Genomic DNA, 15,319 nt, shown 5'->3' with positions numbered 1-15,319 from the left:
CTGGCAACCAGCCTGCTGGCAGCGACACCGTTCGCAGCCAAGGCCACGACCATCACCGGCCCGTATGTCGATATCGGCGGCGGCTACAACCTGACCCAGACCCAGCACATGCGTGATGCTGAAGCCGAAGGCGGCAATGGTGAAGGCCGCCTTGGCCACCGCCATGGCTGGACGGGCTTCGGTTCGGTTGGCTGGGGCTTTGGCAACGGCCTGCGCGCCGAAGTTGAAGGTGCCTACAACTGGTCCGAAATCTACAGCAAGGCCCGTGGCGACAAGGGCAGCGACCGCTCCTATGGCGGCTTCGTCAACGTGCTGTATGATATCGACCTGAAGCGCCTGTTCAACATTGATGTGCCCGTCACGCCGTTCGTCGGTGTTGGTGCCGGTTACCTGTGGGAGAACATGCAGAAGGGTGCCTATAGCGGCGGCTATCAGGGCGGCAACGGTTCCAGCCTGAAGGGCACCAACGGCAGCTTCGCCTACCAGGGTATCGTCGGTGCGGCCTATGACATTCCGGGCGTGCCCGGCCTGCAGATGACCACCGAATACCGCATGGTTGGCCAGGTCGAAGATTTCGGGATGGGCAACATCCGTGCCGATAGCGGCGCGGCCGTACGGTTCGACCACCGCTTCAACCACCAGTTCATCGTAGGTGTCCGCTACGCGTTCAACAACGCGCCGCCGCCGCCGCCGCCGGCTCCCGCCGTCGTGCCGCCCGCGCCGACCGCAGCCCGCACCTACCTGGTGTTCTTCGACTGGGACGGCGCAGCCCTGACCGGCCGCTCGCGTGAGATCGTGGCCGAAGCCGCACAGGCTTCCACCCACGTCCAGACCACGCGCATCGAGGTCAACGGCTACACCGACAACACCTCCGCCCATCCGGGTCCGCGCGGTGAGAAGTACAACCTTGGCCTGTCCATGCGCCGTGCCGACAGCGTGAAGGCTGAACTGATCCGTGACGGCGTGCCCGCCAACGCCATCGACATCCATGGCTACGGCGAAGCCCACCCGCTGGTGCCCACCGGTCCCGACACCCGTGAGCCCCAGAACCGTCGCGTCGAGATCATCCTGCACTGATTATGCTTGGGGAAAGGGAGCATTCACGCTCCCTTTCCTCTTTTTCTGGCGCGTCAATTATTCTATCAGACAGCCACGCTGTACCGAGCAATGCCTGGACATGAGTTTCTCCTGCCCCATGGCCAACCCGCTTTCTCGGAAAAAGGATAATCCTGTGTTCAAAGTCCCCTCCGAAAAGCTGCATCAGTTCATCAAGTTTGGAATTGTCGGCATATTGGGGTTGGGCTGGGACACGGCAACACTTTACGGCCTGCGCCCCTTTGTGGGGCTGACCACGGCCACCATCGCCGCCTATTTCATTGCCGCGTCGATCAACTGGCTGATCAACCGGCTCTGGACCTTCCGCAAGGCGGGGAACCAGCACCATTTCTTCATCCAGTGGCTGCGCTTCCTTGCGGGTAATTCGCTCGGCTTCTTTCTTAACCGTGGCTGCGTGTTCATGCTGTTCCACACATCCCCGGTGTTCAAGGCCTATCCGTTCCTGGCGCTGGCGGCGGGATCAGTGGCGGGCATGATGGCGAACTTCCATATCAGCCGTAAAATGGTTTTCCATTCCAAACGCCCCGCCACACCGCACAAAACAGCCGAGATCCTGCCCTTTCAGCCCGAACGCCCCGTGCCCCAGAAAGCGGTCTCGAGCCGCACTGCCGTGGCAAACGCCCGCAACAAGGTCGGATAACGCGCCTGCGCCCCATAGGATGTGGCCAGCGCATCAAGCTGGCGGATGCCATCCTCCACCAGTTGCGTATATTCATCCCCCCCATACAGCGCGATCCATGACCAGTACGGATTGCCTTCGCGCACGGTCAACGGGCTTGCATGCAGCCGCGCGCCTACTTCCGCATAGCCGATCAGGCACGGTGCCATGGTTACCATCAGGTCAAGCAGGTCGCCGGTCTGGGCGCGGTCAAGTATAAAGCGGCTATAGGCAAGTAATTCGAGCGATTCTTCCGCGCTTTCCAATGTGGTTTCTTCTATGCCCCACTGGCGGCAGTACCCCACATGCATGGCCAGTTCGGTGTCGAGTATGCCCGCCATCAGGCCCGCGGCATGGCGCATGCTGGCCACCGTATCGGCCTTGTACACCGCCAGCGCGCAGGCGCGGGCATACTGGATGAGGTACAGGTAGTCCTGGATCAGGAAATGACGGAACGCCTCGGGTGGCAATGTGCCATCCGCCACGCCACGCACGAAGGGATGGCGCACGAAGCCCAGCCACCGGGCCATGCAGTCACGCCGCAGGCGGCCTGCAAGCCCCGTGGTCAACAGGGGCCAGTCGCGCTCGGCCTGCCATTCATCGTCCATGTTCCGTCCTTTCCGTGCCGGGGCGTGCATGTCACGCATTCGCCATCTGGGGTTTACGCGCATGTTGGCACTTCCGGTCTGGTGCTACGTGCGCTAGGTGAATGAATCCGGTTTTACATCTATATCTTTCAATACAGGATCGTCTGTTTCCCGCCATGCCCACAACAAACGACATTCGTGCCACCTTCCTCGACTATTTTGCGGGGAACGGGCATCAGATCGTGCCGTCCTCGTCACTGGTGCCGCATAACGATCCGACGCTGCTCTTTACCAATGCCGGTATGGTGCAGTTCAAGAACGTGTTCACCGGACAGGAAACGCGCCCCTACTCCCGCGCCACCACGGCCCAGAAGGTCGTGCGCGCGGGCGGCAAGCACAATGACCTGGACAATGTGGGCTACACCGCCCGCCATCATACCTTCTTCGAGATGATGGGTAATTTCTCGTTCGGGGACTATTTCAAGGCGGAAGCCATCGAACTGGCCTGGAAGCTGGTTACCGGCACCTTCGGCCTGCCCAAGGAAAAGCTGCTCACCACCGTCTATGCCGATGACGAGGAAGCAGCCAGCCTGTGGCGCAAGATCGCCGGCCTGTCCGATGACCGGATCATCCGCATTCCCACCTCCGATAATTTCTGGCGCATGGGCGATACCGGCCCCTGCGGCCCGTGCTCGGAAATCTTCTATGACCATGGCCCCGAAGTGGCTGGCGGCCCGCCCGGCTCGCCGGATGAGGACGGCGACCGGTTTACCGAGATCTGGAACCTCGTGTTCATGCAGTATTTCGAGAACCCGCCCGGCACGCGCGCGCCGCTGCCGCGCCCGTCGATCGATACCGGGCTGGGGCTGGAGCGCTTTGCCGCCATCTTGCAGGGCAAGCGCGACAATTATGATACCGACACCTTCCGCGCGCTGATCCTGGCCTCGGCCGAGGTGACGGGCCAGGACCCCGATGGCCCGTTCAACGCCAGCCACCGCGTGGTGGCCGACCACCTGCGCTCGACCTCGTTCCTGATTGCCGATGGCGTGCTGCCGTCCAAGGATGGGCGTGGCTATGTGCTGCGCCGCATCATGCGCCGCGCCATGCGCCACCTGCACCTGATGGGCACGACGGAGCCGACCTTCTACAAGCTCGTCCCCGCGCTGATCCGGCAGATGGGCGAGGCCTATCCCGAACTGATCCACGCCCGCGCCCTGATCGAGGAGACGATGAAGGGCGAGGAACTGCGCTTCAAGGCCATGCTCGACCGTGGCCTGTCGCTGCTGGCCGACGAGACCGGGCGCCTTGGCGATGGCGCGCCCCTGCCCGGCGATGTCGCCTTCAAGCTGTATGACACGTTCGGCTTCCCGCTCGACCTGACGCAGGATGCCCTGCGCGGCACCAGCCACGGCGTGGACGTGGAAGGCTTCAACGAGGCGATGGACGTGCAGCGCAAGCGCGCCCGCGCCGCCTGGAGTGGCTCGGGCGACAGCGCGACCGAGACCGTGTGGTTCGAGGCGCGTGACACCTTCGGCGCCACCGAGTTCCTGGGCTACACCACCGAGACCTCGGATGCCGAGGTGCAGACCGTGGTGGTGGATAACGCGCAGGTCGACTCCGCAGACCCCGGCACCAAGGTGGCCCTGCTGCTCAACCAGACCCCGTTTTATGGCGAGAGTGGCGGCCAGGTGGGCGATACCGGCACCATCACGGCCCCCGGCCTGCACATTGCCGTGACCGACACCCAGAAGAAGCTGGGCGACCTGCTGGTGCATTACGGCACCGTCATCGAAGGCACGGTCAAGCCCGGCATGGCCGTGACCGCTCAGGTGGATCACGCCCGCCGCAGCGCCATCCGTGCCCACCATTCGGCAACGCACCTGCTGCACGAGGCCCTGCGCCGCAGGCTTGGCACGCATGTAACGCAAAAGGGCAGCCTGAACGCGCCCGACCGCCTGCGCTTTGATGTCAGCCAGCCCCGCCCCATCACGCCAGAGGAACTGGCCGAGATCGAGGCCGAGGTGAATGCCCGCATCCGCGAGAACACGGATGTCACCACGCGCAGCATGACGCCGGAAGAAGCCATCGAGCAGGGTGCGATGGCCCTGTTTGGCGAGAAATATGGCGATGAGGTCCGCGTTGTTTCCATGGGTGGGCCGGAAGAAGGCCGCGCGGGGTGGTCGATCGAACTGTGCGGTGGCACGCATGTGCGCCGCACGGGTGATATCGGGCTGTTCCGCATCACGTCAGAAAGTGGCGTGTCATCCGGCGTGCGCCGCATCGAGGCCGTGACCGGCCTTGCCGCGCAGAACGCGACGCTGGCCACCGAAGAACGGCTGAACCAGATCGCGGCCATGCTGCGCGTGCCCGCAGCCGAGGCGCCGGAGCGCCTGGCCGTGGTGCTGGAAGAGCGCAAGGCAATGGAGCGCCAGATTTCCGACCTGCAGCGCAAGCTGGCCTCGGGCAGCCAGGCGGCCGCGACCATTGTGGAAATTGGCGGCATCAAGCTTGATGCGCGCAACGTGGGCGAACTGCCGCCCAAGGAACTCAAGCCGCTGGCGGATTCGCTGCGCAAGGAAATCGGCTCGGGCGTGATCGCCCTCGTCTCGACCGCCGATGGCAAGGGCAGCATCGTCGTCGCCGCAACGCCGGACCTGGCCGAGAAGGTCGATGCCGTCACCCTGGTGCGCGCGGCAAGTGCTGCCATGGATGGCAAGGGCGGCGGCGGCCGGCGCGACATGGCGCAGGCAGGCGGTCCTGACATCAGCAAGGCCGATGCCGCTCTTGAGGCCGTCCGCACTGCCCTGGCGCAGGCCGCCACGGCCTGATCTGGCAACCCGGGGTTTCCAGACGCAATGCAACGGCGCGCCTCGGTGCGCCGTTGTACTGTACGGCACTTGCTGCAAGACAGAAATACTTCAATGCATAAAGTTAATATTCATTAACTATATTATGATAACATAGTATTTCCGTATAACTTCATAGCGAAACAAATGAGACTGCCAGATGTTTCCATGATATAGCTGAAGCGGGACATGCCTCCGACCGGTGCATTGCCCCTTGGTGCCACGACAGGACATGACTTCACACCGGTCCGGACATTCAGGTGACAGGATATTACAATGGCCCATACCAATACTGCCCGGGAAACCCTCATCGACCTGCTGCACGGCGTTGAGCGTTTCAATACCGAAGTCTTTCCCCAGAACCGCGCCCTCTTCGCCAGCCTTGCCGAGAGCCAGTCCCCCGATACGCTGTTCATCGCCTGCGCCGACAGCCGGGTGAACCCCAGCATGATCACCCAGACCCGGCCGGGCGACCTGTTCGTGCTGCGCAATATCGGCAATATCGTGCCTGCCTATGGCGAGATGCTCGGCGGCGTGTCATCGGCCATCGAATACGCGGTCAGCGCGCTCAAGGTCTCGCACATCATCGTCTGCGGCCATTCCAACTGCGGCGCGATGAAGGCCCTGCTCGACCCGGAAGCCAGCAACCTGAGCAAGATGCCCACCGTGGCAAGCTGGCTGCGCAATGCCGAGGCCGCGCGCGCCGTGCTCGAGGCCACCGATGCCGGCCCCGCCACCGTGCGCAGCCTGTCGGAACAGAACGTGCAGCTCCAGATCGCGCATCTGCGCACCCACCCCGCCGTGGCGGCAGGGCTTGCACGCGGCACCCTGACGTTGCAGGGATGGTTCTATGACATTGCCAGCGGGGAAGTGGTGGTGCTTGATGAGGCGTCGCGCACCTTCATCCATGTTGATGAGGCCATTGCCAAGCTGCGCGCCCAGCAGGCCGACAGCGCCACGGCATAACCGCCTGCCATGGCCAGCCGCCCTGGCGGCGCTGGCCGTGATCTGGGCTGCCAGCCCCGCCTGGGCGGCTGGCAGCCTGAAGGTTTCAACCTGGAACCTGGAGTGGCTGACCACGCGCGCGCACGGCGACCCCGCCCTGCCGCCTGATGTCACCCCCCGCACGCCCACCGATCTGGCGCGGCTGGCCCATTATGCCAGCCGCCTTGCCCCTGATATCGTGGCGCTTGAGGAAGTGGATGACCCGGCCCTTGCCGCCCGGCTGTTTCCTGCCCCCGCCTATCATCTTTTCATAACCGATGACGCGGTGGTGCAGCGGGTCGCCGCCGCCGTGCGGGCCGACCTGCCCGTGATGCGCCACCCCGATGTCACGGCGCTTGATGTCTATGCCGCCGATGCGCCGCGCCACCTGCGCGCGGGGCTGGACCTGACCATCGGCACGGGGGCTGACAGCCTGCGCGTGCTGGTGGTGCATCTCAAGGCCGGGTGCCGGGAATCCGGCCCTACCGACCGCAGGCCCGCCTGCGCTACCCTGCGCCGTCAGATGGCCGTGGTGCAGGACTGGATCATGGAGCGGCAGGATGAAGGCGAGGCCTTTGCCGTGCTGGGCGATTTCAACCGCCTGCTCGCCCCCGATGACCCGATGCTGCGCATTCTGGGCGAAAACGGTCCCCTCACCCTGGCCACGGCAGGGCATGCCAGCCCGTGCGGGGCGGGAACCTATTTCATTGACCACATCATCATGGGCGGTGCCGCGCGCGACTGGCTGCAGCCGGGCAGCCTGCGCGTGATGCTCTATCGTGACCGGGCGCAGGACGGCAGCGCCCACCTGTCCGATCACTGCCCGGTCTCGGCGCGGCTTGCCCTCCCCTGAAGGGGCAGCCCTTATTCCGGCCAGATGCCCGAGGCATACAGGGCGCTCCACCCCACCATCACCACGATCATCACGAACACCACCGCCCCCATGAGCTGGAACAGTTCCTTATAGGGCATGAACGGGGGCGCCGCCGCCGCATCGACCGCGGCCTGCGTGGTGGCCACGGCATCATCGGGGGTGGCGACGACCTGCGTCTGGGCCTCGGGCACGGGGCCGGGATCGGGATCCGTGCTCGCGGCCATGGCCGCTTCATCTTCCTGCACGGCTTCATGCAGGGCCTCAACCGGATGTTCCACCCCTACGGGCACAGCGGACTGCGCCACCACGGCCGGATCCTGATCGGGGGTATCGGTCATTGACGCTGTACTCCTGCTTTGGCCAAGTCTATGCCATATAGGACAGCCCGGCACGATAACCAGGGCGCAGGATAGGACATCCCGTGCCATACTGCCACAGGCCCCATGAACAGGAGAGATGCATGCCAGCCCTGAAACCGACCCGCCGGGAATGCCTCGCAGCCCTTGCCGCCAGCCTGTTGCCCCTGGCGCTGCCCGGCATGGCCCATGCGGGCAGGCCGCTGCGCATCGGCATGATCGGGGCGGGGCATGTCGGCACCACGCTGGGGCGGTTATGGACGCGGGCAGGCCATCAGGTCATGTTCAGCGCACTCGATCACAAAGAGGCGGAAAAGCGGGCTGCGGAATTCTACCCCCTCGCCCGCGCGGGCACGGTGCAGGAGGCCGCGAAGTTTGGCGATGCCGTGGTGCTGGCCGTGCCCTATGGCGCCCTGCCCCAGCTTGGCCACACCATTGGTTCCATCGTAGGCTCGAAGCCGCTGATTGACGTCACCAACCCCTATGGCTGGCGCGATGGCAAGATCGGGCGGCTGGCGCTGCGCAACGGGGCCGGGCTGACCACGCAGTCGCTGTTCCCTGCCGCATCCGTGGTGCGGGCCTTCAATTCCGAGGACATGACCACGCTCGCCGCCCAGACCTGGCGCCCGCCGCCGCGCCTGGCCCTGCCCATGGCGGGCGACGTGGTGCAGGCGCTGTACGTGGCGGGCTGGCTGATCCATGACGCAGGGTTTGACCCGGTGATGGCGGGGCCGCTTTCAACGGCAAAGCTGTTCCAGCCCGGCGGCCCCGCGTTCGAGGCGCAGATGAACGCCACCGACCTGCGCCACCTGCTTGGTGTTACGGCCAACAACCCCGTTGACCGCACGCTTGCCACTCAGTTCGCGGGCGGGATGTAATTCGCCTGCCGCAGCGCGAAGCCGAACTGCACCCAGCCAATGCCGGCTGCAATCAGTTCAACGGCAATGAACGTACCGATCAGCCACAGCCCCGACCACGGCAGGGTTACGTACAGGCACACCCCCACCAGCAGGCTGATCAGCCCGCCAAGCAGGATGAACCACCACCCCTGCAGCCCGCGCTGCTGGAACGCCATGATGATGCGCGCAATGCCCGACACCACCAGGCAGGCGGAAATGAAGAGGGTGATGACCATGGAGCCGGTGCTCGGCTCCTCCATCATCATCGTGCCCGCCAGGATATAGAGCGCGCCGCCCGCAATCGACATGAGCCGCCCGCTCCAGTCGCGCACCACGAAGGCATGCACAAGCTGCACCGTGCCCGCCACGAACAGGAGCACGCCAAACAGGATGGTGCTGGCCAGTGACACGGCCAGCGCATCCACCCATGCCATGATGCCAAGGCCGAACAAGATCGCGCCCACGCCCACAAAGAACGGCCAGCGCTGCGTAAGTGACGTATCCATTGACTGAAGTTCCCCCTGTTTGCTGATGGATGTGGTTCATCCGCATGCTGCCCGTTTCATAACAGGCCACGCCCCCGGTGCGATACAGGCTTTATGGCAATGATTGACACGCACCCCCCGGTACTTCTATACGCGCCCGACTGCCGGGAACGTGGACGATACGGCTGGTGCCCATGGGTGATTGCTCCCCGGCGCCAGTAATACGGATCGCGCCCGCCCTGTTCATGGGGAACAGGGCCTACCGGTGCCACACCATGGCCCAGGGCACATGCCAGGGGCCGTGCAGATTGAAGAGAAAAGAGAGCGCACCATGAGCAAGCGCCTTGAGAGCAAGTATAAAATCAACCGCCGCCTTGGCGTAAACCTGTGGGGCCGCGCCAAGTCGCCGGTCAACAAGCGCGAGTATGGCCCCGGCCAGCACGGCCAGCGCCGCAAGCAGAAGCCCTCTGACTTCTCCGTGCAGCTGATGGCCAAGCAGAAGCTCAAGGGCTACTACGGCAACATCGGCGAGAAGCAGTTCCGCAAGTATTACGATGAGGCCGTGCGCCGCAAGGGTGATACCTCGGAGAACCTGATCGACCTGCTCGAGCGCCGTCTGGATGCGGTGGTGTACCGCCTGAAGTTCGCGATCACCCCGTTCGCCGCGCGTCAGTTCATCAGCCACGGCCACATCACGGTCAATGGCCGCAAGGTCAACATCCCCTCCTTCCTGGTGCGTGATGGCGACGTGATCGAAGTGCGCGAGAAGTCCAAGCAGCTCGCCATCGTGCTTGATGCCGCCCAGAGCGGCGAGCGTGACGTGCCGGAATACATGGAAGTGGACCACCGCCAGATGAAGGGCACGTTCCTGCGCAGCCCCAAGCTGTCGGATGTGCCCTATCCGGTGCAGATGGAACCGAACCTGGTCATCGAATTCTACTCTCGCTGATCAAGTCCCGGAACCGGGCAGGCGTGACGCCGGGCGTGGGGATTTTTCCCTGCGTCCGGCGTCCGCGTTTCTGGCCCCTGCCCGCTTCCGCCTCCCTTCCGCCAGGCCAGCCGCAGGAATGGACAAGACCGTGACCGCCACCGCCGCCGAAACCCCGCTTGCCGCCGAGATTACCCGCAGGCGCACATTCGCCATCATCTCGCACCCTGATGCGGGCAAGACCACGCTGACCGAGCGCATCCTGCGCGCGGGCGGCGCGATCCAGATGGCGGGCAACGTACGGGCCAAGGGCGAGCGGCGGCGCACGCGCTCGGACTGGATGGGAATCGAGCGCGACCGTGGCATTTCGGTCGTGACCTCGGTCATGACGTTTGAATATGGCGGCTGCATCTTCAACCTGCTCGACACGCCGGGCCATGAAGACTTCTCGGAAGATACCTACCGCACGCTGACAGCGGTGGATGCCGCCGTGATGGTGATCGACGCCGCCAAGGGCATCGAGGCCCGCACGCGCAAGCTGTTCGAGATCTGCCGCCTGCGCGATATTCCCATCGTCACCTTCATCAACAAGATGGACCGCGAATCGCAGGACCCGTTCGCCCTGCTTGATGAGATCTCGTCCTCGCTCGCCCTTGATGTCTCGCCCGCCACATGGCCGGTGGGCCGTGCCGCCAAATTTGTCGGCACCTACGACATCCGCAGCCGCGAACTGCATGTGACCGAGGAACTGGACCAAAGCGACCCGCGCATGGTCCAGCTTGGCGAGGAACTGGAACTGGTCGAGGCGGCCTTGCCGGAATTCGACCTCGAAAGCTTCAATGCAGGCCACCTGACGCCGGTGTTCTTCGGGAGTGCGATGAAGGAAATCGGCGTGACCGACCTGCTCGACGCGCTGGCCGCCTTCGGCCCGCCCCCGCGCGACCAGGCCACCGAGACGCGCAACGTGCGCGCCGATGAACCGGCACTCACCGCGCTGGTGTTCAAGATCCAGGCCAACATGGACCCCAACCACCGCGACCGCATGGCCTTTGCCCGCATCTGCTCGGGCAAGCTGCAGCGTGGCATGCGGCTCAAGCATGTGCGCATTGGCAAGCAGTTCGCGCTGCACACGCCGCAGTTCTTCTTCGCCCGTGACCGGCAACTGGCCGAGGAAGCCTTTGCGGGCGACGTGGTGGGCATTCCCAACCACGGCACGCTGCGCATTGGCGATACGCTGACCGAGGGCGAAGACCTGCGCTTTACCGGCGTGCCCTATTTCGCACCCGAAATCCTGCGCCGCGTGCGGCTTGATGATGCGATGAAGGCCAAGAAGCTGCGCCAGGCCCTGACCGAACTGGCCGAGGAAGGCGTGGTCCAGCTCTTCCGCCCGCAAGATGGCGCGCCCCCCATCGTGGGCGTGGTGGGTACGCTCCAGCTTGACGTGCTGCAATCGCGCCTGAAGGGCGAATACGGGGTGGCCATCGGCTTCGAGTCGACGCCCTATAACCTCGCCCGCTGGGTCACCGGCCCGCGTGAGAAACTCGATGCCTTCTGCATGGCCAACCGCACGGCCATGGCGGATGATATTGATGGCGACCCGGTCTTCCTCGCCTCATCCGCGTTCATGATGCGGCGCACGGCGGAAGGCAACCCGGAGCTTACGTTCCATGACATCAAGCAGATCGGCCAGGAAATCGGCTGACCGCGCGGGCAGGGCCCCGATGGGGTCTTGCCTATCCCTGCCTGTCTGCCCCATCTAGGCGCATCATGTCCGACACACAGCCCCGCCTGCATCTGCACGATAGCAGGACACGCAGCACCGTTCCCTTCACGCCGCTGGCCCCCGATAACGTGCGGGTCTATTACTGCGGCCCCACGGTCTATGACCTGGCGCATATCGGCAACCTGCGCGCCATGCTGACCGCCGATGTGCTGGTGCGCCTGCTGCGCCACCTGTACCCGCGCGTGACCTACGTGCGCAACATCACCGACGTGGATGACAAGATCAACGCCCGCGCCCAGGCCAATCATGAGTCGATTGCCGAGCTGACCGCGCGCACGATCCATGATTTCCATGAGGATCTGGCCGCCGTCAGCATCCTGCCGCCCGATATCGAGCCCCGCGCCACGCACCATATTGGCGAGATGCAGGACATGATCGCCCGCCTGATCGAAAGCGGCCATGCCTATGAGGCCGCGGGCCATGTGCTGTTTGCCGTTGACACCTACGCCTCCTACGGCGCGCTGTCGGGCCGCAGCCCCGATGACCTGATCGCTGGCGCACGGGTGGAAGTGGCGCCCTACAAGCGCAATGCGGGCGACTTCGTGCTGTGGAAGCCGTCAGACGCCGAAACACCGGGCTGGGACAGCCCATGGGGCCGGGGCCGTCCGGGTTGGCATATCGAGTGCTCGGCCATGTCGCACCGCTACCTGGGCGAGAGCTTCGATATCCATGGCGGCGGGTCCGACCTGCTGTTCCCGCACCACGAGAACGAGCGCGCGCAGAGCATGTGCTGCCACCCGCACGGGCATTTTGCCAATCACTGGGTGCATAACGCCATGCTGCTGGTGAACGGGGAGAAGATGTCGAAATCGCTCGGCAACTTCCTGACCGTGCGCGACGTGCTGCGTGATACGCCCGCCGAGGCCCTGCGCCTTCTGCTGCTGCGCGCGCAGTACCGCTCGGTGCTGAACTTCACACGCGAAGGGCTGGACGAAGCCAAGCAGATGCTTGACCGCTTCTATCGCGCGCTCGAGGCCCTTGATCCCGCGCAGGACACTGTCGCGCCGCCTGAAAGCGTGGTTGCCGTGCTGTGCGATGACCTGAACACCCCCCGCGCACTGGCCGAGATGCACGCGCTGGCTGACAAGGCCGTGGCAGGCGACAGCATGGCCGCGGCCCAACTCAAGGCAGCGGGCAACCTGATTGGCCTGCTGCATGACACGCCCGAGGCATGGTTCCGCAGTGGCGCGAAGGTCGACCCGGCTGAAATCGAGCGGCTGATTGCCGAACGGCTGGCCGCGCGCAAGGCGCGTGACTTCGCCCGCGCCGACCAGATCCGCAATGATCTCGCGGCACAGGGCATCGTGCTTGAAGATGGCCCGCAGGGCACGACATGGAGGCAGGCATGACCGGCCGTGATGGCGGGGCAGATATCGGCCCCATTGGCAACAGCCCGGTCGTGATCCTTGTCCGGCCCCAGATGGCCGAGAATATCGGCACCACCGCGCGCGCCATGGCCAATGGCGGGCTGTTCCACATGCGTCTCGTCGCCCCGCGTGATGGCTGGCCGCTCGAACGCGCGTGGCGCAGCGCCTCGGGGGCCGACCGCATTCTCGAATCCGCTCAGGTGTTTGAAACCGTGGATGACGCGGTGGCCGACCTGCACCACGTATTCGCCACCTGCCCGCGCCCGCGCCATATCGTCAAGCCCGTGCTGACCGCACGCGGGGGCGCTGCCGAACTGCGCGAGATGACCGATCGCGGCCTGAAGGTGGGGCTGATGTTCGGCCCCGAGCGCGCGGGGCTGGATAACGAGGACATGGCCCGCGCCGATGCCCTGATCCGCTACCCGCTCAACCCCGCCTTCATGTCGCTCAATCTGGCGCAGGCGGTGATGATCATGGCCTATGAGTGGTGGATGGCGAAGGATGACACCCCGCCGCGCGCGCTCATGACCAACGAGACGCATGTGGCCACCCGGGGCGAACTCGACAACTTCATGCGCCACCTGATTGGCGATCTGGATGAATGCGGCTTCCTGCGCAATGAGCAGAAGCGGGCGGGCATGGTGCGCAACCTGCGGCACTTCTTCCTGCGCGGCGAGGTGACCGAGCAGGAACTGCGCACGCTGCATGGTGTGGTGACCGAGCTTTCACGCGGGCGCAAGGCACGGCAGGGCGGCAAATAATAGAAGTTCTGGCGTGCCGCCTTTTTTTCAGGAAGGCGGCGTCTTTCGAAGCTTTTTGGAAAAAGCTTCACCAAAAACTTCTTCTACATAAAGGCCCGGTGCGCAGCCGGGCCTTTTTCGTATCAGCGTGCGGCGATCTGGAGCCGGTCGGCCACGCGGGCGCGGCCCATCAGGGGCAGCAGGTCGCGCATTTCCGGCCCGCTGTCTTCACCCGTCAGCGCCAGGCGCAGGGGGTGGAACAGGGCGCGCCCCGTGCGGCCCGTGCCCTCTTTCACTGCGGCGGTCCAGGTCTTCCATGTGGTTTCATCCCACGGTTCGGCAGGTAGCGACTCGAGTGCGTGCAGCAGGAAGGGGCGGTCCGCCTCCTCGATCACGGGCGGCACGATGTCGCCTGCCACCACATCCCACCAGTGGCGCAGTTCACCTGCCATGTCCACATTGCCGCGCACGGCCAGCCAGAAGGCTTCGGTCGCCCCTTCAGGCAGGCGGGCGCGGATTTCCTCAAACGGCATGGCGTGCATGATGCGCCGGTTCAGCCCCAGCAACTGCCGCATGTCGAACCGCGCCGCCGAGCGTGAAACACGGGCAAGATCATAGGTCCTGGCCAGTTCATCGAACGGGAGCGGCGCCGGGTCATCCGCGCTGCCCAGCCGGGCCAGGTAGGAGACGATGGCCGAAGGCTCGACCCCGTCCTGCCGCAGGGCGCGAATCGACAGCCCATCAAAGCGCTTGGACAGCTTGCCCCCACCCTCATCGAGCAGAAGCGGCAGGTGCGCGAAGGTGAAGCGGTTGCGCTTGGCCCCCAGCGCCTCGGCAATGTCGATCTGCACGCCGGTATTGGTCACATGATCCTCGCCACGGATGATGTGGGTGATGCCCAGTTCCATGTCATCCACCACCGAGGCCAGCGTGTACAGCACCGTGCCATCGGCGCGCACCAGCACGGGGTCGGAAATGGCGGGCAGCTTGACCCGGCAGGCCCCCATGACAAGGTCGTTCCATTCCACCGTGCGGTGATCAGACAGCTTGAAGCGCCAGTACGGCACCTTGCCATTGGCCTCGGCCTGCGCGCGCTGCGCGGGCGTCATGCGCAGCATCGCGCGGTCATAGACCGGGGGCTTGCGCATGCGGATGCGCGCCTCGCGCTTTGCAGCCAGTTCCTGCTCGCTCTCGAAGCACGGGTATAGCCGCCCGCTGGCCTTGAGGGCCTCGATGGCCAGCGCGTAGCGGTCAAGCCGGTCGGACTGGCGCACGAATTCATCCCACCCGATGCCCAGCCAGCGCAGGTCATCGCACAGGGCCTGCACGTATTCCTCTTTCGAGCGCGCGCGATCGGTATCATCAATCCGCAGCAGGAAACGGGCCTTGTGGCGGCGGGCGAACAGGGCATTGGCAATGGCCTGACGCGCATTGCCAACATGGATCAGCCCGGTCGGGCTAGGCGCAAAACGGAGTTTCATGCCCCTTATATGCGGCGATTATGCCCCGAGCGCCAGAGAACACATGCATGAACGGGTGGTGCCTTTTTTCAAAAAGGCGGCGTTCCCTGAAGCTTTTTGGGGTCTGTTTGGAATTGATTTTTCACAAGGTCCCTGATGTGCTTTAAACTGCATATGGATCGCTTGATATTGACGGATGCCCAATGGGCGAAAATGGAACCGCTGTGCCTTGGCAA

The 15,319-nt window shown here is 64.6% G+C and carries 15 protein-coding genes; 10 read left to right on the top strand and 5 right to left on the bottom strand.

What is annotated here, in order from left to right; all coding sequences use genetic code 11:
* On the top strand, positions 1-1,077 hold a 1,077-nt coding region (locus HNW77_RS15595; RefSeq protein WP_241694521.1), incomplete at its 5' end, for an OmpA family protein.
* Between the two features lie 118 nt (positions 1,078-1,195).
* Positions 1,196-1,756 (top strand): GtrA family protein, encoded by a 561-nt coding sequence (locus HNW77_RS15590; RefSeq protein ID WP_172158893.1) that lies wholly within the window; start codon positions 1,196-1,198, stop codon positions 1,754-1,756.
* Here the strand turns inward: HNW77_RS15590 and tenA are convergent.
* Positions 1,678-2,382, bottom strand: a complete 705-nt coding sequence (gene tenA / locus HNW77_RS15585) for a thiaminase II (protein ID WP_172158889.1) — start codon at positions 2,380-2,382, stop codon at positions 1,678-1,680. The genes HNW77_RS15590 and tenA overlap by 79 nt on opposite strands.
* A gap of 155 nt (positions 2,383-2,537) precedes the next feature.
* On the opposite strand from tenA, the gene alaS reads away from it, so the two are divergent.
* From alaS to HNW77_RS15570, 3 genes are all read left to right on the top strand, one after another.
* Positions 2,538-5,189: an alanine--tRNA ligase gene (gene alaS, locus HNW77_RS15580; RefSeq protein WP_172158888.1), complete on the top strand. Its 2,652-nt coding sequence runs from the start codon at positions 2,538-2,540 to the stop codon at positions 5,187-5,189.
* 294 nt (positions 5,190-5,483) lie between these two features.
* Positions 5,484-6,173, top strand: a complete 690-nt coding sequence (locus tag HNW77_RS15575; RefSeq protein WP_172158886.1) for a carbonic anhydrase — start codon at positions 5,484-5,486, stop codon at positions 6,171-6,173.
* Complete coding sequence (locus tag HNW77_RS15570; protein ID WP_172158884.1) at positions 6,115-7,044, top strand: endonuclease/exonuclease/phosphatase family protein; 930 nt, start codon at positions 6,115-6,117, stop codon at positions 7,042-7,044. Before HNW77_RS15575 ends, HNW77_RS15570 begins: the two co-directional genes overlap by 59 nt.
* 11 nt (positions 7,045-7,055) lie before the next feature.
* Here HNW77_RS15570 and HNW77_RS15565 read toward each other — a convergent pair whose 3' ends face one another.
* Complete coding sequence (locus HNW77_RS15565) at positions 7,056-7,403, bottom strand: hypothetical protein (RefSeq protein WP_172158883.1); 348 nt, start codon at positions 7,401-7,403, stop codon at positions 7,056-7,058.
* Between the two features lie 122 nt (positions 7,404-7,525).
* On the opposite strand from HNW77_RS15565, the gene HNW77_RS15560 reads away from it, so the two are divergent.
* Positions 7,526-8,299 carry an NADPH-dependent F420 reductase gene (locus HNW77_RS15560; protein WP_172158881.1) on the top strand — a complete coding sequence of 258 codons (774 nt, stop codon included), beginning with the start codon at positions 7,526-7,528 and terminating at the stop codon, positions 8,297-8,299.
* Here the strand turns inward: HNW77_RS15560 and HNW77_RS15555 are convergent.
* Positions 8,278-8,826 (bottom strand): HdeD family acid-resistance protein, encoded by a 549-nt coding sequence (locus HNW77_RS15555; RefSeq protein WP_172158880.1) that lies wholly within the window; start codon positions 8,824-8,826, stop codon positions 8,278-8,280. The two genes, HNW77_RS15560 and HNW77_RS15555, sit on opposite strands and share 22 nt — an antisense overlap.
* A gap of 310 nt (positions 8,827-9,136) precedes the next feature.
* On the opposite strand from HNW77_RS15555, the gene rpsD reads away from it, so the two are divergent.
* From rpsD to HNW77_RS15535, 4 genes are all read left to right on the top strand, one after another.
* Positions 9,137-9,754, top strand: a complete 618-nt coding sequence (gene rpsD / locus HNW77_RS15550) for a 30S ribosomal protein S4 (protein ID WP_172158878.1) — start codon at positions 9,137-9,139, stop codon at positions 9,752-9,754.
* Positions 9,755-9,872: 118 nt separating this feature from the next.
* Complete coding sequence (locus tag HNW77_RS15545; protein WP_172158872.1) at positions 9,873-11,435, top strand: peptide chain release factor 3; 1,563 nt, start codon at positions 9,873-9,875, stop codon at positions 11,433-11,435.
* A 65-nt stretch (positions 11,436-11,500) separates the two neighbouring features.
* The gene (cysS, locus tag HNW77_RS15540) at positions 11,501-12,865 is read left to right on the top strand and encodes a cysteine--tRNA ligase (protein ID WP_172158870.1); all 1,365 of its coding nucleotides are present in this window, start codon (positions 11,501-11,503) and stop codon (positions 12,863-12,865) included.
* The gene (locus tag HNW77_RS15535; protein ID WP_172158869.1) at positions 12,862-13,644 is read left to right on the top strand and encodes an RNA methyltransferase; all 783 of its coding nucleotides are present in this window, start codon (positions 12,862-12,864) and stop codon (positions 13,642-13,644) included. Before cysS ends, HNW77_RS15535 begins: the two co-directional genes overlap by 4 nt.
* A 122-nt stretch (positions 13,645-13,766) precedes the next feature.
* Here the strand turns inward: HNW77_RS15535 and gltX are convergent, their stop codons facing one another.
* Positions 13,767-15,104: a glutamate--tRNA ligase gene (gene gltX / locus HNW77_RS15530; RefSeq protein WP_172158867.1), complete on the bottom strand. Its 1,338-nt coding sequence runs from the start codon at positions 15,102-15,104 to the stop codon at positions 13,767-13,769.
* Positions 15,105-15,122: 18 nt separating this feature from the next.
* Positions 15,123-15,319 (bottom strand): hypothetical protein (locus HNW77_RS17550; protein ID WP_206677829.1); only part of this gene is annotated, 197 nt, incomplete at its 5' end.

The organism is Komagataeibacter melomenusus (assembly GCF_013155395.1).
GTDB classification, from domain to species: Bacteria; Pseudomonadota; Alphaproteobacteria; order Acetobacterales; family Acetobacteraceae; genus Komagataeibacter; species Komagataeibacter melomenusus.
Note: the sequence above shows the minus strand (reverse complement) of the source record. Positions and strands in the feature narration are given on the sequence as shown.

What these genes read in the sequence shown, in the direction of transcription:
- HNW77_RS15545 (WP_172158872.1), top strand. Translation starts at nt 9,873, where the DNA reads ATGGACAAGACCGTGACCGCCACCGCCGCCGAAACCCCGCTTGCCGCC.
- HNW77_RS15535 (WP_172158869.1), top strand. Translation starts at nt 12,862, where the DNA reads ATGACCGGCCGTGATGGCGGGGCAGATATCGGCCCCATTGGCAACAGC.
- tenA (WP_172158889.1), bottom strand. Translation starts at nt 2,382, where the DNA reads ATGGACGATGAATGGCAGGCCGAGCGCGACTGGCCCCTGTTGACCACG.
- HNW77_RS15575 (WP_172158886.1), top strand. Translation starts at nt 5,484, where the DNA reads ATGGCCCATACCAATACTGCCCGGGAAACCCTCATCGACCTGCTGCAC.
- HNW77_RS15560 (WP_172158881.1), top strand. Translation starts at nt 7,526, where the DNA reads ATGCCAGCCCTGAAACCGACCCGCCGGGAATGCCTCGCAGCCCTTGCC.
- HNW77_RS15555 (WP_172158880.1), bottom strand. Translation starts at nt 8,826, where the DNA reads ATGGATACGTCACTTACGCAGCGCTGGCCGTTCTTTGTGGGCGTGGGC.
- HNW77_RS15565 (WP_172158883.1), bottom strand. Translation starts at nt 7,403, where the DNA reads ATGACCGATACCCCCGATCAGGATCCGGCCGTGGTGGCGCAGTCCGCT.
- HNW77_RS15570 (WP_172158884.1), top strand. Translation starts at nt 6,115, where the DNA reads ATGTTGATGAGGCCATTGCCAAGCTGCGCGCCCAGCAGGCCGACAGCG.
- alaS (WP_172158888.1), top strand. Translation starts at nt 2,538, where the DNA reads ATGCCCACAACAAACGACATTCGTGCCACCTTCCTCGACTATTTTGCG.
- cysS (WP_172158870.1), top strand. Translation starts at nt 11,501, where the DNA reads ATGTCCGACACACAGCCCCGCCTGCATCTGCACGATAGCAGGACACGC.
- rpsD (WP_172158878.1), top strand. Translation starts at nt 9,137, where the DNA reads ATGAGCAAGCGCCTTGAGAGCAAGTATAAAATCAACCGCCGCCTTGGC.
- HNW77_RS15590 (WP_172158893.1), top strand. Translation starts at nt 1,196, where the DNA reads ATGGCCAACCCGCTTTCTCGGAAAAAGGATAATCCTGTGTTCAAAGTC.
- gltX (WP_172158867.1), bottom strand. Translation starts at nt 15,104, where the DNA reads ATGAAACTCCGTTTTGCGCCTAGCCCGACCGGGCTGATCCATGTTGGC.